This is a genomic window from Herbiconiux ginsengi (assembly GCF_900107435.1).
GTDB classification, from domain to species: Bacteria; Actinomycetota; Actinomycetes; order Actinomycetales; family Microbacteriaceae; genus Herbiconiux; species Herbiconiux ginsengi.
The window spans coordinates 689594-706038 of record NZ_FNPZ01000003.1 but is presented as its reverse complement, the minus strand read 5'-3'; the positions used below and the strand labels follow the sequence as shown (position 1 = coordinate 706038).

The window sequence follows — 16445 nt, the reverse complement described above, 5'->3', positions numbered from 1 at the left end:
TTCTGCACAATTCGCTCGACGAGAAGAACTACCCCCAGAACGGCCGTCGTTACACTCCCGACACATCGCTGAGGTCTACTAATGGTGCATCAGCAGATTCGAACGGAGCACCACGTGGACCTGAACACCATCGCAGCCATCGTCCCGGCCCGTCGTCGCGACGATCTCGCCGCGCTCGGCGCGACCGCCGCACCGCTCGCGGGTGGGTCATGGCTCTTCTCGGAGCCGCAGAACCATCTCACCTCCCTCGTCGATCTGATGGCTTTCGGCTGGCCCTCGCTCACGGTGACCGAGACGGGGCTGGAGGTGGCGTCCACCTGCACGCTCGCCGAACTCGCCGCGATGCCCGACGACCGGGGATGGCCGGCGCATCCGCTCTTCTTCCAGTGCTGCACGGCACTGCTCGGTTCGTTCAAGGTGTGGAACGTGGCGACGGTCGGCGGAAACATCTGCGCATCGCTGCCGGCGGGGCCGATGACCTCGTTGTTCTCCTCGCTGGATGCCACTGCGCTGATCTGGCGGGCCGACGGAACCGACGAGCGCATTCCGGTGGCGTCGTTCGTCACGGGTAACGGCACCAACGTCTTGCGACAGGGCGACGTGCTGCGATCCCTGGAGGTGCCACACTCCTCGCTGCGGGCCCGCACGGCCTATCGCAAGATCGCCCTCTCCCCGCTCGGGCGGTCGGGAGCCGTCATCGTCGGGCGGCTCGACGCCGACGGCGCCTTCACCCTCACGGTGTCCGGAGCGACGGTGCATCCCGAGCAGCTGAGCTACCCGTCGCTCCCGGATGCGCAGCAACTCACGAGCGACGTCGAACGGATCGAGACCTGGTTCACCGATCCGCATGGAGCCGCCGACTGGAGGCGGGCGGTGTCCGCGCAACTCGGCCGGGAGATCCTGGCCGAGTTGTCGGCGCCGGGCGCCTTCCTCGCGACAGGTTCGGAGGTCGTGCGATGAAGTTCATCATGAACGGCGAGCAGCTCGACGCCGATCCCGCACCCGGTCAGTGCCTGCGCACCTTCATCCGCGATCAGGGTCATTTCGAGGTGAAGATGGGCTGCGACGCGGGCGACTGCGGAGCCTGCTCAGTGATCGTCGACGGAACACCGGTGCACTCCTGCGTCTTCCCGGCCTACCGGGCCGAGAACGCGATCGTCACCACGGTGGCCGGACTCGGCGACCCTGCGGATCTGAGCGCCGTGCAGCAGAGCTTCGTCGAGAACGCGGGCTTCCAATGCGGATTCTGCACGGCTGGCATGGTCGTGACGGCCAGCACGCTGAAGCCCGAGCAGCTCGACGACCTGCCTCGCTTGATGAAGGGCAACCTCTGCCGCTGCACCGGATATCGCGCGATCGAAGCCTCGATCCGACAGGGAGTGTGCGAAGCGGCAGCCCTCCGGGGTGATGAGCACGACAGTGAAGCCGGCTGCGGCGCACCCTGCGGCGAGGTGCGGAAGACGGGTCGCTCGGCGCCCGCTGAGAGTGGCGGGACCGGTTCGGCCGATGTCGCCTCAGACGTGTCGACGGATGCCGGCACCGTGACGGCAAGCGCCGCTCCGCTGACGGTCGGAACGTCGGTGGGTGCCCCGGCCGGGCGACGCATCGTCAGCGGCCGCGAGCCCTACACCCTCGACGTCGCCGTGCCCGGACTCACGCACTTGAAGCTGCTGCAGAGCCCGCACGCTCACGCGCGCGTGCTCGCGATGGACACCAGTGCCGCGGAAGCCCTGCCGGGCGTGCACGCCGTGCTCACAGCCGCGGACTCCCCCGACACGCTGTACTCCACCGCCCGGCACGAGTTCCGCACCGACGACCCCGACGACACCCGGGTCTTCGATTCCGTCGTGCGCTTCCGCGGTCAGCGGATCGCGGCCGTCGTCGCCGACTCCGTCGCCATCGCGGAGGCCGCCTGCCGGCTGATCGAGGTCGAGTACGAGGTGCTGCCCGCCGTCTTCGATCCCGAAGAGGCTCGTCGGCCGGGAGCGCCCCTGCTGCACGCCGACAAGCCGTCGGCCCAGTCCCGCGTGGCGGAGCCGGAGCGCAACGTCATCGCATCCGTCCACTCGGAGATCGGGTCGGTCGACGAGGGACTGCAAGCCGCAGACGTGCGGGTGTCCGGCACCTGGCAGACCCACCGTGTCTCGCACGCGGCTCTGGAGACCCACGGCACGATCGGCTGGATCGACGACGACGAGCGCCTCGTGCTGCGCACGAGCTCGCAGGTTCCGTTTCTCGTGCGCGACGAGATCAGTCACATCTTCGGGCTCGAACCCGACCGGGTGCGGGTCTTCACCGCGCGCGTGGGCGGTGGTTTCGGCGGCAAGCAGGAGATCCTCACCGAAGACGTCGTGACCCTCGCCGTGCTGAAGACGGGTCGGCCGGTGCAGTTCGAGTTCACGCGAACCGACGAGTTCACGATGGCGCCGTGCCGGCACCCCATGCGGGTCTCGGTCGAACTCGGAGCCACGAACGACGGCAAGCTCACCTCGATCGCCGTCGACGTGCTGAGCGACACCGGAGCCTACGGGAACCACGGGCCGGGCGTGATGTTCCACAGCGTCGGCGAGACCGTGAGCCTCTACACCGCGCCCAACAAGAAGGTGGATGCCGAGGTCGTCTACACGAACAACATCCCGTCGGGCGCGTTCCGCGGCTACGGTCTCGGGCAGGTCGTCTTCGGTATCGAATCGGCGATGGACGAGCTCGCCGTAGAACTCGGGATCGATCCGTTCGAGCTCCGTCGCCGCAACGCGGTGCGACCCGGAGAACCACTCGTCGCAGCCCATGTGGAGGGCGACGACCTGATCTTCGGCAGCTACGGGCTCGACCAGTGCCTCGATCTCACGCAGAACGCGCTCGCACGGGGCAACGGGGTGACGGCACCCGCCGGATCCGAGTGGTCGGTCGGCGAAGGGATGGCAGCCACGATGATCGCCACCCTCCCGCCCCGCGGCCACTTCTCCCAGGCGACCGTCACCCTCGAGGCCGACGGCCGATACCTCATCGGAGTCGGCACCTCGGAGTTCGGCAACGGCACCACGACGGTGCACACGCAGATCGCGTCGAGCGCGCTCGGCACCTCCGTCGACCGGGTGCGCATCCAGCAGTCCGACACGGATGCCGCGAAATACGACACCGGGGCCTTCGGCTCGGCGGGAATCGTGGTGGCCGGAAAAGCCCTGCACGCTGCCGCACTGGCACTGAAGGCTGATGTGCTGCGCGTCGCCGCGGAGATCGCCGGCAACGGAGTCGGGTCGGACGTCGGTTCGGGTGCCGGTGAACTGGGCCCGGATGGGGTGCGGATCGGCGATCGCCTCATCACGCTGGCCGAGATCGCCGCCGCGGCGGGCGGTTCCCTCAGCGCTGACGGGTCAGAAGACGGCTCGCGGCGTTCGCTCGCCTTCAACGTGCACGGCATGCGGGTTGCGGTGAATTCCGCGACCGGCGAAGTGCGGATCCTGCAATCGGTGCAGACCGCCGATCCCGGCTTCGTCATGAATCCCGCCCAGCTGCGCGGGCAGGTGGAGGGCGGTGTCGCGCAGGCGATCGGGTCGGCGCTCTACGAAGAGATGATCCTCGACCAGGGTCTGGTGAAGACGCAGGTGTTCCGCAGCTACCACGTTCCGCAGATGGTCGACGTTCCGGTGACCGAGGTGTACTTCGCCGAGACGGACGACGAGGTCGGGCCGTTCGGAGCGAAATCGATGAGCGAGGCGCCCTACAATCCCGTCGCCGCGGCCCTGGCGAACGCCGTCCGGCGCGCCACCGGCGTTCGGCCGCATGAGCTTCCGATCTCGCGCGACCGGGTCTGGAGGATGCTCAACAGCTGACCGTGGATCGATCGCAGGCCCGTCGATCCAGACCGGTGCCGCCTCAACGGAGGGTTCTCCGAGCGGCATCCGCGATCACAGCGGCGAGGCGTTCCAGGGAGCGCGTGTGCAGTTGCCACTGCTGCCAGTAGAGCGGCACGTCGATGGCACCCCGCGGGTCGAGATCGACGAATTCCGGCCCGGTCGGGGTGTCGCTCTGCAGGTCGGGAACCATTCCCCAGCCGAAGCCGAGCCGCACGGCCGCCACGAAGTCGCCCGAGGCAGGAACGAAGTGGCGCGGCGGGTCGAGCGCGGCCGGCCCGCCCGACCCGCGCGAACGGAGGTACGCGTCCTGCAGGTCGTCACGCCGGTCGAAGACGACCACAGGTGCCCGGGCCAGCGCCTCGGCTGTCACGCCGTCGGGGAACCACGTCGCCGCGAACGCCGGACTGGCCATCGGGCGGTAGCGCATCGTGCCCAGAAGGGTCGACGAACAGCCCTGCACCGGTTCCGCCACAGCGGTGATCGCCGCCATCACGGTGCCTTCACGAAGCAAGGTCGTGGTGTGCGCCTGGTCTTCGCGGTGGAGGTCGAACGCCATGGTGGACGCGAGCCCCGCGAGGGCCGGCAGAATCCACGTAGCGAGGGAGTCGGCGTTGACGGCGATCGGCATCCGCATGGGCGCCGTCCGGACGCCGAGATCCGCCCGCCCACCGACGGCGCCGTCGGCGAGCGGATCGTCGGGGTCGCCGAGCCCGCGCATCGCGTCGCCGGCCAGCGTCTCGATCTGCCGGGCCAGGAGCAGGATCGCTTCGCCGGACTCGGTCGCGCGCACCGGTTTGCTCCTCTGCAGCAGCACGCGGCCCACCGTGCTCTCCAGTGCCTTGATCCGTTGGCTCACGGCCGACGGCGTGACGTTCAACGCGCGCGCGGCCGCCTCGAATGTGCCCTCGGTGACGGCGGAGCTCAGAGCGGCGAGTTGGGCGAGATCCAGCTGCATGATTAGTCAATCTAATGCAGCCTCAGAATGTTTAGCTGGATTGCTGCGCACGAGCCCCCTACGGTCGAAAGGTGCCCGTATCGATCGACGCCCTCGCAGCCCTCGCCGGCTTCGGCTTCGGCCTCTCGCTCATCGTCGCCATCGGCGCGCAGAACGCGTTCGTGCTTCGCCAAGGTCTCCTGCGCCGGCACGTGTTCGCGGTGGTCGCCGTCTGCGCGGTCTCGGATGCGGTGCTCATCGGCATCGGGATCAGCGGGGTCGGGCTTGTGATCGACCGCCTCCCGGTCGTGATGACCATCGTGCGGATCGGCGGGGCCGCGTTCCTGGTGGTGTACGGCATCCTCGCGGCACGACGGGCGCTGCGGCCGTCGACGCTCTCCCCCGACGCGGGGCGCGCCTCCGCGGGGCTCGCCGCCACGGTGGCCACCTGCCTGGCGCTCACCTGGCTCAACCCGCACGTCTACCTCGACACGATCGTCCTTCTCGGATCGGTGGCGAACTCGCACGGCGACGCGCGGTGGCTCTTCGGTCTCGGCGCGGCCATCGCCAGCGTCGTCTGGTTCACGACACTGGGCTACGGGGCACGGCTCCTGCGCCCGGTCTTCGCGCGGCCGCTCGCCTGGCGCATCCTCGACGGGGTCATCGCGCTCGTGATGTTCGCCATAGCCCTCTCGCTGATCCTCGGCATCTGACGAAGCATCCGAGAACCCGTCGTTCTCGGTGCAGCAGGCGTTCGTCGTTCATCGAGCACGAGCGGCGCGACCGGATGGAGCGACGAACCACTCACGCTCTCAGCGGTCGAGGAGCTCTCCCACCGCCGCGGTGACCCTCCGGGCGACGTCCCGCTCGTCGACCCGCACCAGCGCACCGTCGCGCACGACCTCGCGCCCGTCGACGAGCAGCAGGGCGAGAGGTGGCTGCGCACCCAGCGTGAGCGCGGCGACGGGATCGACGATCCCCGCGTGCTCCACGCCGTCGATCTTCCAGAGGGCCAGGTCGGCGAGCTTGCCGACCTCGATCGAGCCGAGCTCGCGGTCGCGGCCGAGCACCCGCGCCCCACCCATCGTGGCGATGTAGAGTCCCGACCGGCCGCTCATCCCGTCGGCGCCCGCCCGCAGCCGGTTGACCAGCACCGACATCCGGATCTCCGTGCCCAGCTGGCCCGATTCGTTGGATGCCGATCCGTCGACCCCGAGTCCGACCGGCACACCCGCGGCGAGCAGTTGCGGAACGGGCGCGATGCCGGCCGCGAGCCGCGCGTTCGACGAGGGGCAGTGCGCGACGCCCGTGCCCGTGGCGGCGAAGCGCGCGATCGCCTTCTCGTCGAGGTGCACGCAGTGCGCCATCCAGACGTCGTCGCCGAGCCAGCCGAGATCGTCGAGATACTCGGTCGGGGTGCGGCCGAAGCGTTCGAGGCAGTACGCGTCTTCCTCCACGGTCTCGGAGCCGTGCGTGTGCAGCCGAACGTCGAGCGATCGGGCGAGAACGGCGGCCTCGCGGAGCAGATCGGAGGTGACCGAGAAGGGTGAGCAGGGCGCGATCGCGATCTTGACCATCGCCTCCCGCGAGGGGTCGTGGAATCGGGCGACCGCATCCGCACTCGCCTGCAGCGCGTCGGCGGTCGTCTCGACGGCGAAGTCGGGGGGAAGCCCGCCCTGCGACGCGCCGAGATCCATCGATCCGCGCGTGCCGTGCAGCCGCACGCCGAGCGAGCCGGCCGCGTCGACGATGCCGCCCAGGATGTCTCCCGCCCCGCGCGGGAACACGTAATGGTGATCGCCCATCGTCGAACACCCCGAGAGCGCGCCGACCGCCATCCCGCCGAGAGCCCCGGCGCCCACCGTGTCGGCCGTGATCTTCGACCAGGTGGGGTAGAGCGCGGTGAGCCAATCGAAGAGGATCGAGTCCTGCGCGATCCCCCGGGTCAGCCACTGGTAGAGGTGGTGGTGCGTGTTGACGAGACCCGGCGTCAGGAGATGCCCGGTGCCGTCGATGCGAGTCACGGAGCGATCGGCGGCGGATGCCGGCGCAGCGACCGCCGAAGCCGGGTTCGACGACCCCGCCAGCGCCCATGCCGGAGCCGGCCCGGCACCCACGGCGACGATCTCCCGCCCGTCGACCACCACATGCCCGGAGTCGTATTCCGTTCCGGCTATGTCCACCGTCGCGACGTAGGCGTTCTCGATGACGATCCGCAGGTCACTGCTCATTCGCGGCCTCCACGGCGCTCGGTCGATGGATGGGGCCCTCGGTGGTGCGCAGCGACGCGCCTGACCGCCGGGTGCGCACGGCGAGGATCTCGGAGAGGATCGAGACGGCCGTCTCTTCCGGCGAGGATGCGCCGATGTCGAGTCCGATCGGCGAGTGCAACGAGTCGAGGGCGGCGGGATCGAGGCCCCGGTCGAGCAGAGCCCGAACGCGCCGGTCGTGTGTGACCCGTGATCCCATCGCGCCGACGTAGGCGACAGGAAGCGCCAGGGCCACTTCGAGGAGCGGGATGTCGAACTTGTCGTCGTGGGTCAGGATGCAGAGGGCTGTGCGCTCGTCGACGGCGGTCTGCGCCAGGTAGTCCGAGGGCCACTGGTTCACCACCTCGGCCGACGGGAATCGTTCGGGCGTCGCGAAGACCGGCCGGGCGTCGCAGACCGTGACCCGATAGCCCAGCAGTGCGGCGGCGTTCGAGAGCGCGACGGAGAAGTCGACCGCTCCGAAGATGATCATCCGCGGCGGCGGGGCACTCACCAGGAATACCGCCTCGACCGTCTCGCCGTCACACTCGACGCGTCGTCGCACCGAACGACCGGCGTGAACCGAGGCGTCCAGCGCCGCGAGTACCCGCGCACGCACGACGGACCCCTCGGGGCCGTCCTTCGCCGCCAGCACGTCCACCAGGTCGCCCGTCATGACCAGTGCGAGCCCGGCCGCGCGCCCGTCACGGGCTCGCTCGAGCTCGTCGCGAACGGGCCCGGAAAGCGCGTTGCGCGCATCCGGAAGCCCGAACTCCTGCACGAACACGCGCAGCCGTCCCCCGCACGCGAGACCCACCGCGAAGGCGTCGGCGTCGCTGAATCCGAACTCGCAGAGCTCGGCGACGCCCGACGCCAGCACCCGTTCGCAGGCCTCGTAGACCGCACCCTCGACGCAGCCACCCGAGATGCTGCCGATCACCCGGCCCTCGTCGTCGACCGCCATCGAGGTGCCGAGCGCCCGCGGCGCACTGCCGTCGACTCCGACGACCGTCGCGACTGCGAGCCGGTGCCCGCCACCCAGCGATGCGAGCACCGACGAAGCGAGTTCGAGCATCCGTCCCTCCGATCCGCGGCCTGAGAGCCCGGGCCTCCGGCCCCGGCGTCATCAGCCTGACACATGAAAGTGTTAGAAAATCACCATGCTCATCATCCACGACGCCGCCCACATCGTCATCGACGCCACGACGGAACGGAGTGCGGATGATGCCGCCCGGCTCGTGGTCGGCCCGACCATGGCCGCCCCTGACGCCCCGTCACCCGACGCCTCCGGGCCGTACGGACTCGTCGATTCAGCCGGCGCGACCGGCCCGGTGGAGCACCTCGACGCGAGTGGATGCGTGGTGACCCCCGGCCTCGTCAACGCCCACCACCACCTGCTGCAGAGCGCATTCCGCACACTGCCGGGCACCCGCGGAGTGCCGATGCACGTCTGGCTGCCCACGATGGCCGCGGCGTATGCCGAAATCGGCATCGATCCCGAACTCGCCCGCGCTTCCGCGCTCGTCGGGGTGGCCGAGGGCCTGCTCGCCGGGGTCACGACCGTGGCCGATCATCACCTCACCTGGCCGGCCGGCAGCGACACCGTCGGCATCGCGCGAGCGACGGCGGACGCAGCCCGGGAACTCGGCGGCCGTCTCGCCTTCGTGCGCGGCTCGGCCCGCGACGATCCCGAAGAGGCCGCGGCCTCGGCCGACGCGATCGCCGAGGCCCTGGTGCCGGATGCGCGGGGCGGGGTCTCCGCCGACGGAATGTTCCAGCTCGCGGTCGGCCCGGCAGGCGTGCACAGCGACAGCGAGGCCACGTTCCGGTTGCTCGGCGAGGTCGCTGCGCGGCGCGGCCTTCGTCGCCGCACCCAGGCGAACGAACAGGTCGACGTCGCGATCGCCCTCGAGAAGTACGGCAAGCGGCCGATCGCGCTCCTCGAGGAGTGGGGCTGGCTGGCGCCCGACGTGACGCTCGCCCACCTCTGCGCCGTGACCGACGAGGAGATCGCGCTGCTGGCGTCGCGCGGCGTCACCGCCACGCATGCTCCGGGCTGTGACCTGCCGATGGGCTGGGGCATCGCGCCGGTCGCGGCGTTGCGCGCGGCGGGGATCCCGGTAGGCCTCGGTACGAGCGGGGGCGGCAGCAACGACGCCGGACACCTGCTCGCCGACGCGCGGCTCGCGATGCAGGTGGCGCCGCTCGCCGGCCCTCCGATCGACGCGCGGAGCATCCTGTCGATGGCGTCCGAGGGATCGGCGATCGGTCTGGGCCGCCCCGAGCTCGGCCACCTGCGCCCGGGGGCGGCCGCCGATCTCTGCGTCTGGGACGTCTCCGGCGTCGCGGATGCCGGCGTGGCCGATCCCGTGGCGGGACTCCTGTGGGCCTCCCCCGGCCGTCGCCCCCGCCACGTCGTCGTCGGCGGCCGGGTCGTGGTGCGCGACTACGAACTCGTCGCCCACGACCAGCGCGCCCTGGCATCCGATCTGACGACCTTGCTCGCCACCCGTCGAGCCTAGAGCTCCAGCACCAACCGGGGGCACGCCGCCCTCGAGACGCAGATCATCATCACCTCGTTCGCCTCCTGCTCGTCGGGGGTGAGCACCGAGTCGCGGTGGTCGACCTCGCCCGAGACCACGGGCGTCTCGCAGGTTCCGCAAGTGCCCTCGCGGCACGACGAGAGCACCAGCACGCCGGCTTCCTCCACCACCTCGAGAATCGACCGGTCGGGCGGCACCGACAGGGTCATGCCCGAGATCTCGAGCTCCACCTCGAACGCTTCGTGCCGCACCGGTTCGGTGACTTCGCGTGCCTCGAACCGCTCCAGGTGCAACGTGCCGGCGGGCCATCCGGATGCCGCGGATTCCTGCTCGAGGGCCGCGAGCATCCGTGCCGGGCCGCAGCAGTACACCGACACCGGCCCGTCGGCCAGTCGCGCCGAGAGCGACGTCACGTCGAAGCGGGACCCGGTGGCATCCGTCGCCCCCGACGACTCCTGCTCCACGGGCGAACCCGGCACATGCACCCGCACCCGCTCGCCGAACTCCCGCACCAGTTCGTCGACGAAGGGCATCCGTTCGAGCGAGCGCCCGGCGTAGTCGAGGGTCCAGGAGGCGCCGGCGGCCTCGACGGCCCGGATCATCGGCACCACGGGCGTGATGCCGATCCCGCCCGCCACGAAGGCATAGTTCGAGGACGCGGTCGGAGGCACGAGAGCGAAATGGTTCAGTGGACCCCGGATGCGCAACGACGACCCCTCCGAGACGTGCGCGTGCAGGTGCTCCGATCCACCCCGTCCGTCGGGTTCACGCAGCACCGCGACGTGGTAGCGGGAGAGGTCGCCCGGGTCGCCGCACAGCGAATACTGCCGCTCCACGCCGGGCTGCACGACGACGTCGACATGCGCGCCGGGCTCCCACGCGGGCAGCGCGGAACCATCGGCCGCCCGCAGCTCGAGCAGCACGACATCCTCGGCCACCGGCGTCGCCGCGGTCACGACCGTATCGATCTCATGGAGCACTGCGGTCACGATGAGGCCCTCCGCTCCTTGACGATGAACAGCCGGTATTCGTCTTCGCCGAGCGAACACCACCGGTGCAGCGTGCCTCCGGCGTAGTGGATCGAGTCGCCCGGCACCAGTTCGAACTCGCCGTCGTCGGCGAGGTCGACGAGCACCGCCCCGCTCACGACGTGCAGGAACTCGGCCTCGGCGTGGTGGTAGAACTCCCCCGGCTCGCGGTTCGAACCGCGGAACTCCATCGGGATGAACGATCCGTCGCCGTGCACGAGAATGCGCGCCGCGCCTCCGCCGAACGGCCCCTGCGGCCCTTCGGCCTTCCGCACGAGTGACACACGGGAGACGCCGGCCCCGGGGAGCAGGTCGTCGGTCGCCGCCGCGATCAGCTCGATCTGACTCGACCCGAGTGCCCGGGCGATCCGCTCGAGCGAGAGCATGCTGGGCCGTGCCTGCCCCCGTTCGAGCTGGCTGAGGAACGGATGCGAGAGCTCGGCCAGACGGGCCAGCTCCACCAATGTGAGCCCACGCGCCTGGCGCACCGAACGGATGCGCGCGCCGAGGCGCTCGGTCTGCTCGTCGAGGGCGACGCTTCCGGACACGATTCGCGCCCCTTTCGGTCGGAACACCTCAGACAGTAACCACGAACCCACCCGCGCGCGAAATCGGCATCAGCGGCAATTAACAATCGGAAATGTTTGCGTTACGTGCCGGAAACGAGCCGTCCGTAGCGTGAGCCGTGTTGAACCCATCAACATCCACCACGGTCACCCCGACGTCGCGATGATCATCACCCGGGCAACCATGCCCATCGACAGCGGGGAGATCGATCCGATGAACACCCTCCCCCAGCGACTCACCCGACTGACGGATGCGACGCTCCCCGACGGCCGCGTCGTCGACGTCGAGATCACCGGCGACAGCGTCATCGCGGTGACGCCGGCCGGCTCGAGTCGACCCGACCCGAGGGACCTCGCGAACGACACGACCCTCGCCCTCGACGGGTTTCTCCTGCTCACCGCCCCCGCCGAGCCACACGCCCACCTCGACAAGGCGCTCTCCTGGGACCTGATCGAGCCTCCGATGGGCGACCTCGGCCTCGCCATCGAGTCCTGGAAGCGCTACGCCGCGACGATGTCGACCGAGAGCATCGCCGACCGGGCCCGTGAGCAGGCGCTCCGGATGCTCGCGAACGGCACCACGGCCATCCGCTGCCACGTCGACATCCTGAGCGGCCCCGACCCGATGCGCGGTGTGCGCGCCCTGGCTCAGGTGCGCGAAGAGCTCCGCGGACTCCTCGACCTCGAACTCGTCGCCCTGGCCGGCCCCACGGCGCCCTCCGACGACGTGCTCGAAGCCCTCGACCTCGGTGTCGATCTCGTCGGCGGCGCACCGCACCTGGCCGACGACCCCGAAGCCGACCTGCGCCGACTGCTCGCCCTGGCCGAGCTCCGCGGAGTCGGTGTCGACATGCACACCGACGAGAGCCTCGACGGCGCACTCACCCTGCGCACCCTGGCCGAGGTCGTGCGCGACTGGGATGCGAGCCGCCCCGTGACGGCCGGTCACTGCGTTCGCCTCGGCACCCTTCCTCCCGCCGAACTCGACGAGGTCATCGCCGAGATCGTGCGCAGCGACATCGGCATCGTCACCCTCCCGATCACGAATCTCTACCTGCAGGGCTGGGAGCATCCGGTCTCCACCCCACGCGGCCTCACCGCCGTGCGGAGCCTGCTCGACGCGGGCGCCCGGCTCGGCGCGGGCGCCGACAACGTGCGCGATCCGTTCAACCCCGTGGGCCGGAGCGACGCCCTGGAGACCGCCTCCTTGCTGGTCACGGCCGGCCATCTCACGCTCGACGAGGCGTACGCCGCGGTCAGCTGCGGGGCCCGCGACGTGATGAGCCTCCCGGTCGCCGGCGTCGAGGTGGGCGCGCGAGCCGAATTCCTCGCCGTGCGCGGCCGCAGCCTCTCGGATGCGATCGCCAACGCCTCCGCCGATCGTCTCGTCGTGCACGCCGGTCGCCTGGTCGCCCGGAGCCAGGTCACCCGGTCGATCGCGCTGCCCGACCTGACCGCATCCGCACCGCCAACCATCCCCGCACCAGCCGAACCCATTCTCGAAACGAGGTGAGAAGCTCCATGACCATCGCCCCCTCCCCCGTCGCTCCGGCGACCACCACCGATCAGCTGTTGCGCTTCGAGAACGTCGCCATGACGTTCCCGAACGGCACCACCGCCCTCTCCGGCGTCTCCCTGACAGTCAATCGCGGCGAGTTCGTGACCGTCGTCGGGCCGTCCGGATGCGGCAAGTCGACCCTGCTGCGCATCGCCTCGGGCCTGACACCGGCCACCGAGGGCGTGACCCAGGTCGACACCAGCCGCATCGGTTACGTGTTCCAGGACGCGACGCTGCTGCCCTGGCGCGACGTGCAGTCGAACGTCGAACTGCTCGCCGAGCTCAACGGCATCCCGAAGAAGCAGCGCACCGCCACCGCGAAGGAGGCCATCGACCTGGTGGGGCTCTCCGGGTTCGAGAAGCACCTGCCGAAGACGCTCTCCGGCGGCATGAAGATGCGCACGAGCCTCGCCCGCTCGCTCACCCTGAACCCCGAGCTCTTCCTCTTCGACGAGCCGTTCGGAGCACTCGACGAGATCACCCGTGAGCGCCTCAACGACGAACTGATCCGGCTCTTCACCGAGCAGCAGTTCGCCGGTCTCTTCATCACCCATTCGGTCTCCGAGGCGGTCTACCTCTCCACCCGGGTCATCGTGATGTCGGGGCGACCGGGGCACATCGTCGACGAGTTCCCGGTGGAGTTCCCGTTCCCGCGCGATCCCGACATCCGCTTCACGGCCGAATACGCCGAACTCTGCGGCAAGGTCTCGCACGCTCTCCGAGAGGGACACTCATGACCACCACTCCCCCCGCACCCCCGAAGGTGCGCACGCTCGCCCGCTCGGCCACGGTGCGCAAGGCGAAGAACCGCACGAGCACCTGGCTGCCTCCGCTGCTGGTGTTCCTCGGCCTCATCGGGGTCTGGTATGCCATCACCTTCCTCGTGCTCGACGAGAAGCGCCGCTTCCTGATGCCCCCGCCGCACGAGGTGGTGGCCGCGTTCTTCGATCCGGCCACCTTCGTCGAGATCATGCAAGCCCTCGGCCGCACCACCCTGGTCGCGCTCGTGGGGCTCGCCTTCGCCATCGTGATCGGCGTGCTCTGGGCCGTGGCCATGAGCCAGGCCAAGTGGGTGGAGCGCTCGCTCTACCCCTATGCGGTGGTGCTGCAGTGCATCCCGATCCTCGCCCTCGTGCCGCTGATCGGCTTCTGGTTCGGTTTCGAATACCCGGCCCGCGTGATCGTCTGCATCATGATCGCGCTCTTCCCGATGGTGTCGAACACGCTCTTCGGCCTGCAGTCCGTCGACCCCGGTCAGCGCGAGCTGTTCCAGCTGCAACGTGCCGGCCGCTGGACCATCCTCACGAAGCTGGAGTTCCCCGCCGCCCTTCCGGCGATCTTCGCCGGGATGCGGATCTCCGCCGGTCTCGCCGTCGTCGGCGCGATCGTGGGCGACTTCTTCTTCCGTCGCGGCGAGCCCGGACTCGGCTCGCTGCTCAGCACCTACACCGCGCGGCTCCGCTCGGCCGAACTGTTCGCCACGATCTTCGTCGCCGCCCTGCTCGGCGTCGCGATCTTCGCGCTGTTCGGCTGGATCGGCAAACGCGTCGTCGGCAAGTGGTACGACTTCTCGGCCAACTGAGCCGCCTCCGACTCATCCGTCCCACCCTGCACCACCCGCACCATCCCGTCCAGCACCACCCCGCAGCACCTAGAAGGAGATGACATGCGCAGCACCCGAACCCGGCTCGTCCTCGCAGCCGGACTCGTCGCGACCACCGCGATCGCACTCTCAGCCTGTAGCAGCAGTTCGTCGGCCACCGACGACTCGACCCCGTCGGCCGACCTCACCATCGGCGCGACCGACCTGTCGGGCGTCTGCCCGTCGAACATCGTGCTGCAGACCGACTGGAACCCGGAGGCGGAGCACGGCCACCTCTACGAGCTGCTCGGCCCCGACCCGAAGATCGACGCGGCCAACAAGAAGGTCAGCGGCCCGCTCTACAGCGGCGGCGAGTACACGGGCGTCAACGTGGAGATCCGCTCGGGCGGCCCGGCCATCGGCTTCCAGAGCGTGACCTCGATCATGTACCAGGACCCCGACATCATGCTCGGCTACGTCTCGACCGACGAGCAGATCCAGAACTCGGCCGACTTCCCCACCACGGGCGTCTTCGCCCCGTTGGAGAAGAGCCCGCTGATGATCATGTGGGACCCGGCAACCTACCCCGACGCCAAGACCATCAAGGACGTCACGAGCAAGGGCGCGATCGTGCGCTACTTCGCCGACTCCACCTACATGGAGTACCTGAAGGAGCAGGGCATCGTGCCCGAGGCGCAGGCCGACGGCAGCTACGACGGCACGCCGGCGAACTTCGTCGCCGACGCCGGCAAGGCGGCCCAGCAGGGCTTCGCCTCGGCCGAACCCTACATCTACGAGAACGAGGTGAGCGACTGGATGAAGCCGGTCGACTTCCAGCTCATCAACGACACCGGCTGGGACTACTACCAGTCGGTGATGGCCGTCCGCACGGGTGACCTCGAAGCCAACGCCGACTGCCTGAAGGCCCTGGTGCCCGTTCTGCAGCAGGCCGAGGTCGACTACTTCGCCGACCCCGCGCCGGTGAACTCGCTGATCCTCGACCTGGTCGACCAGTTCGACACCGGCTGGGTCTACTCGCAGGGCGTCGCCGACTTCTCGGTGAAGCAGATGCAGGACCTCGGTCTCGTCTCCAACGGCGCGAACGACACCATCGGCGACCTCGACGAGGCCCGGATGTCGTCGTTCTTCGACAAGGCCGTGCCGATCCTCGAGAAGATCGGCGCCACCCCGGCCGACGGTCTGACCGTGGACGACATCTACACCAACGAGTACATCGACACCTCGATCGGCCTCCCGGCCAGCTGAGCGGCTGCATCCCGACCCTTCGAAACCGCACTGATTCACAAACCCACTGAAAGGCACTGATCCCATGTCGCTCCGCCCCGTGACCGATCGCCGCACGACGAGCTCCCGGCTCGCCGGAACGCGCATCGTGGTCACGGGCGGAGCGCGGGGGATCGGCGCCTCCATCGCCCGGCGCTGTGCGGCCGAGGGTGCTGAGATCAGCGTCCTCGACCGCCTCGCCGAGCAGGGCTCCGCCCTCGCCGGCGAACTGGGCTGCCACTTCGTTCCCGCCGACCTCAGCGATCCGTCGAACACCACGGATGCGCTGGGCCGGGCCATCGAGGCCCTCGACGGCATCGACGTGCTCGTCAACAACGCCGGCATCCTGCGTTTCGGCTCGCTGCTCGACATCACCGTCGACGAGTGGGACACCGTCTTCGCCATCAACACCACGGCCATGCTCGTCACCACCCAGGTGGCGGCCCGATCGATGATCGCGGCCGGCACGGGCGGCAAGATCGTGAACCTCGCCAGCATGGCCGGCAAGACCGGCGGCGCAGGGCAGGCGCACTACGCCGCCTCCAAGGCCGCCGTGATCGCCCTCACCCGGGTGACCGCGCTCGAACTCGGCGCATCCGGGATCACGGCCAACTGCATCTGCCCCGGCTACGTGCTCACCGACATGGGCGCCGCCACCCGCACCGAGGCGGATGTCACCGAGTGGTCGAGCTACTCGCCGCTCGGCCGGCTCGCCGACCCGGCCGACGTCGCCGGCGTCGCCGCCTTCCTCGCCTCCGCCGACGCCGACTACATGACCGGCCAGGCCGTCAACGTCACGGGCGGCATGGTCATGCACTGACCCCGCCCGTCACCCGCTTCATTC

Annotated in this window: 14 protein-coding genes; 9 read left to right on the top strand and 5 right to left on the bottom strand. The window is 69.7% G+C overall.

Features of this window, described 5'->3' with window-relative positions; all coding sequences use genetic code 11:
* The first annotated feature begins 114 nt into the window (after positions 1-114).
* Both BLW00_RS16120 and BLW00_RS16115 read left to right on the top strand, forming a co-directional pair.
* Positions 115-960: an FAD binding domain-containing protein gene (locus BLW00_RS16120; protein WP_092556206.1), complete on the top strand. Its 846-nt coding sequence runs from the start codon at positions 115-117 to the stop codon at positions 958-960.
* Positions 957-3833, top strand: a complete 2877-nt coding sequence (locus BLW00_RS16115) for a molybdopterin-dependent oxidoreductase (RefSeq protein WP_092555931.1) — start codon at positions 957-959, stop codon at positions 3831-3833. The genes BLW00_RS16120 and BLW00_RS16115 overlap by 4 nt, the downstream gene beginning before the upstream one ends.
* Positions 3834-3876: 43 nt before the next feature.
* On the opposite strand, the gene BLW00_RS16110 is transcribed toward BLW00_RS16115, so the two are convergent.
* On the bottom strand, positions 3877-4812 hold the full coding sequence (locus tag BLW00_RS16110) for a LysR family transcriptional regulator ArgP (RefSeq protein WP_092555929.1): 936 nt from the start codon (positions 4810-4812) through the stop codon (positions 3877-3879).
* Between the two features lie 71 nt (positions 4813-4883).
* On the opposite strand from BLW00_RS16110, the gene BLW00_RS16105 reads away from it, so the two are divergent.
* On the top strand, positions 4884-5504 hold the full coding sequence (locus BLW00_RS16105) for a LysE/ArgO family amino acid transporter (RefSeq protein WP_092555927.1): 621 nt from the start codon (positions 4884-4886) through the stop codon (positions 5502-5504).
* A 99-nt stretch (positions 5505-5603) separates the two neighbouring features.
* On the opposite strand, the gene BLW00_RS16100 is transcribed toward BLW00_RS16105, so the two are convergent.
* Positions 5604-7022: an 8-oxoguanine deaminase gene (locus tag BLW00_RS16100; RefSeq protein ID WP_092555925.1), complete on the bottom strand. Its 1419-nt coding sequence runs from the start codon at positions 7020-7022 to the stop codon at positions 5604-5606.
* A complete protein-coding gene (locus tag BLW00_RS16095) occupies positions 7012-8115 on the bottom strand; it encodes an XdhC family protein (protein WP_092555923.1) in 1104 nt (367 codons plus the stop codon). Before BLW00_RS16095 ends, BLW00_RS16100 begins: the two co-directional genes overlap by 11 nt.
* An 85-nt stretch (positions 8116-8200) precedes the next feature.
* Here BLW00_RS16095 and BLW00_RS16090 point away from each other — a divergent pair, with 85 nt between their 5' ends.
* Entirely contained in the window at positions 8201-9562 is a 1362-nt protein-coding gene (locus tag BLW00_RS16090; RefSeq protein WP_245741627.1) for an amidohydrolase family protein, read from the top strand.
* Here the strand turns inward: BLW00_RS16090 and BLW00_RS16085 are convergent.
* On the bottom strand, positions 9559-10572 hold the full coding sequence (locus BLW00_RS16085; protein ID WP_092555921.1) for a PDR/VanB family oxidoreductase: 1014 nt from the start codon (positions 10570-10572) through the stop codon (positions 9559-9561). The two genes, BLW00_RS16090 and BLW00_RS16085, sit on opposite strands and share 4 nt — an antisense overlap.
* A complete protein-coding gene (locus BLW00_RS16080; RefSeq protein ID WP_092555919.1) occupies positions 10569-11159 on the bottom strand; it encodes a helix-turn-helix domain-containing protein in 591 nt (196 codons plus the stop codon). The genes BLW00_RS16085 and BLW00_RS16080 overlap by 4 nt, the downstream gene beginning before the upstream one ends.
* A 130-nt stretch (positions 11160-11289) precedes the next feature.
* On the opposite strand from BLW00_RS16080, the gene BLW00_RS16075 reads away from it, so the two are divergent.
* From BLW00_RS16075 to BLW00_RS16055, 5 genes are all read left to right on the top strand, one after another.
* Positions 11290-12690: an amidohydrolase family protein gene (locus BLW00_RS16075; protein WP_245741626.1), complete on the top strand. Its 1401-nt coding sequence runs from the start codon at positions 11290-11292 to the stop codon at positions 12688-12690.
* Positions 12691-12698: 8 nt separating this feature from the next.
* Positions 12699-13472: an ABC transporter ATP-binding protein gene (locus BLW00_RS16070; protein WP_092555917.1), complete on the top strand. Its 774-nt coding sequence runs from the start codon at positions 12699-12701 to the stop codon at positions 13470-13472.
* Positions 13469-14317, top strand: coding sequence for an ABC transporter permease (locus BLW00_RS16065; RefSeq protein WP_092555915.1), 849 nt, complete (start codon positions 13469-13471; stop codon positions 14315-14317). The genes BLW00_RS16070 and BLW00_RS16065 overlap by 4 nt, the downstream gene beginning before the upstream one ends.
* Positions 14318-14401: 84 nt before the next feature.
* Complete coding sequence (locus BLW00_RS16060; RefSeq protein ID WP_092555913.1) at positions 14402-15583, top strand: nitrate ABC transporter substrate-binding protein; 1182 nt, start codon at positions 14402-14404, stop codon at positions 15581-15583.
* Between the two features lie 64 nt (positions 15584-15647).
* Positions 15648-16421 carry an SDR family NAD(P)-dependent oxidoreductase gene (locus tag BLW00_RS16055; protein WP_175494317.1) on the top strand — a complete coding sequence of 258 codons (774 nt, stop codon included), beginning with the start codon at positions 15648-15650 and terminating at the stop codon, positions 16419-16421.
* The last annotated feature ends 24 nt before the right edge of the window (positions 16422-16445 follow it).

What these genes read in the sequence shown, in the direction of transcription:
- BLW00_RS16115 (WP_092555931.1), top strand. Translation starts at nt 957, where the DNA reads ATGAAGTTCATCATGAACGGCGAGCAGCTCGACGCCGATCCCGCACCC.
- BLW00_RS16110 (WP_092555929.1), bottom strand. Translation starts at nt 4,812, where the DNA reads ATGCAGCTGGATCTCGCCCAACTCGCCGCTCTGAGCTCCGCCGTCACC.
- BLW00_RS16100 (WP_092555925.1), bottom strand. Translation starts at nt 7,022, where the DNA reads ATGAGCAGTGACCTGCGGATCGTCATCGAGAACGCCTACGTCGCGACG.
- BLW00_RS16095 (WP_092555923.1), bottom strand. Translation starts at nt 8,115, where the DNA reads ATGCTCGAACTCGCTTCGTCGGTGCTCGCATCGCTGGGTGGCGGGCAC.
- BLW00_RS16090 (WP_245741627.1), top strand. Translation starts at nt 8,201, where the DNA reads ATGCTCATCATCCACGACGCCGCCCACATCGTCATCGACGCCACGACG.
- BLW00_RS16070 (WP_092555917.1), top strand. Translation starts at nt 12,699, where the DNA reads ATGACCATCGCCCCCTCCCCCGTCGCTCCGGCGACCACCACCGATCAG.
- BLW00_RS16065 (WP_092555915.1), top strand. Translation starts at nt 13,469, where the DNA reads ATGACCACCACTCCCCCCGCACCCCCGAAGGTGCGCACGCTCGCCCGC.
- BLW00_RS16060 (WP_092555913.1), top strand. Translation starts at nt 14,402, where the DNA reads ATGCGCAGCACCCGAACCCGGCTCGTCCTCGCAGCCGGACTCGTCGCG.
- BLW00_RS16055 (WP_175494317.1), top strand. Translation starts at nt 15,648, where the DNA reads ATGTCGCTCCGCCCCGTGACCGATCGCCGCACGACGAGCTCCCGGCTC.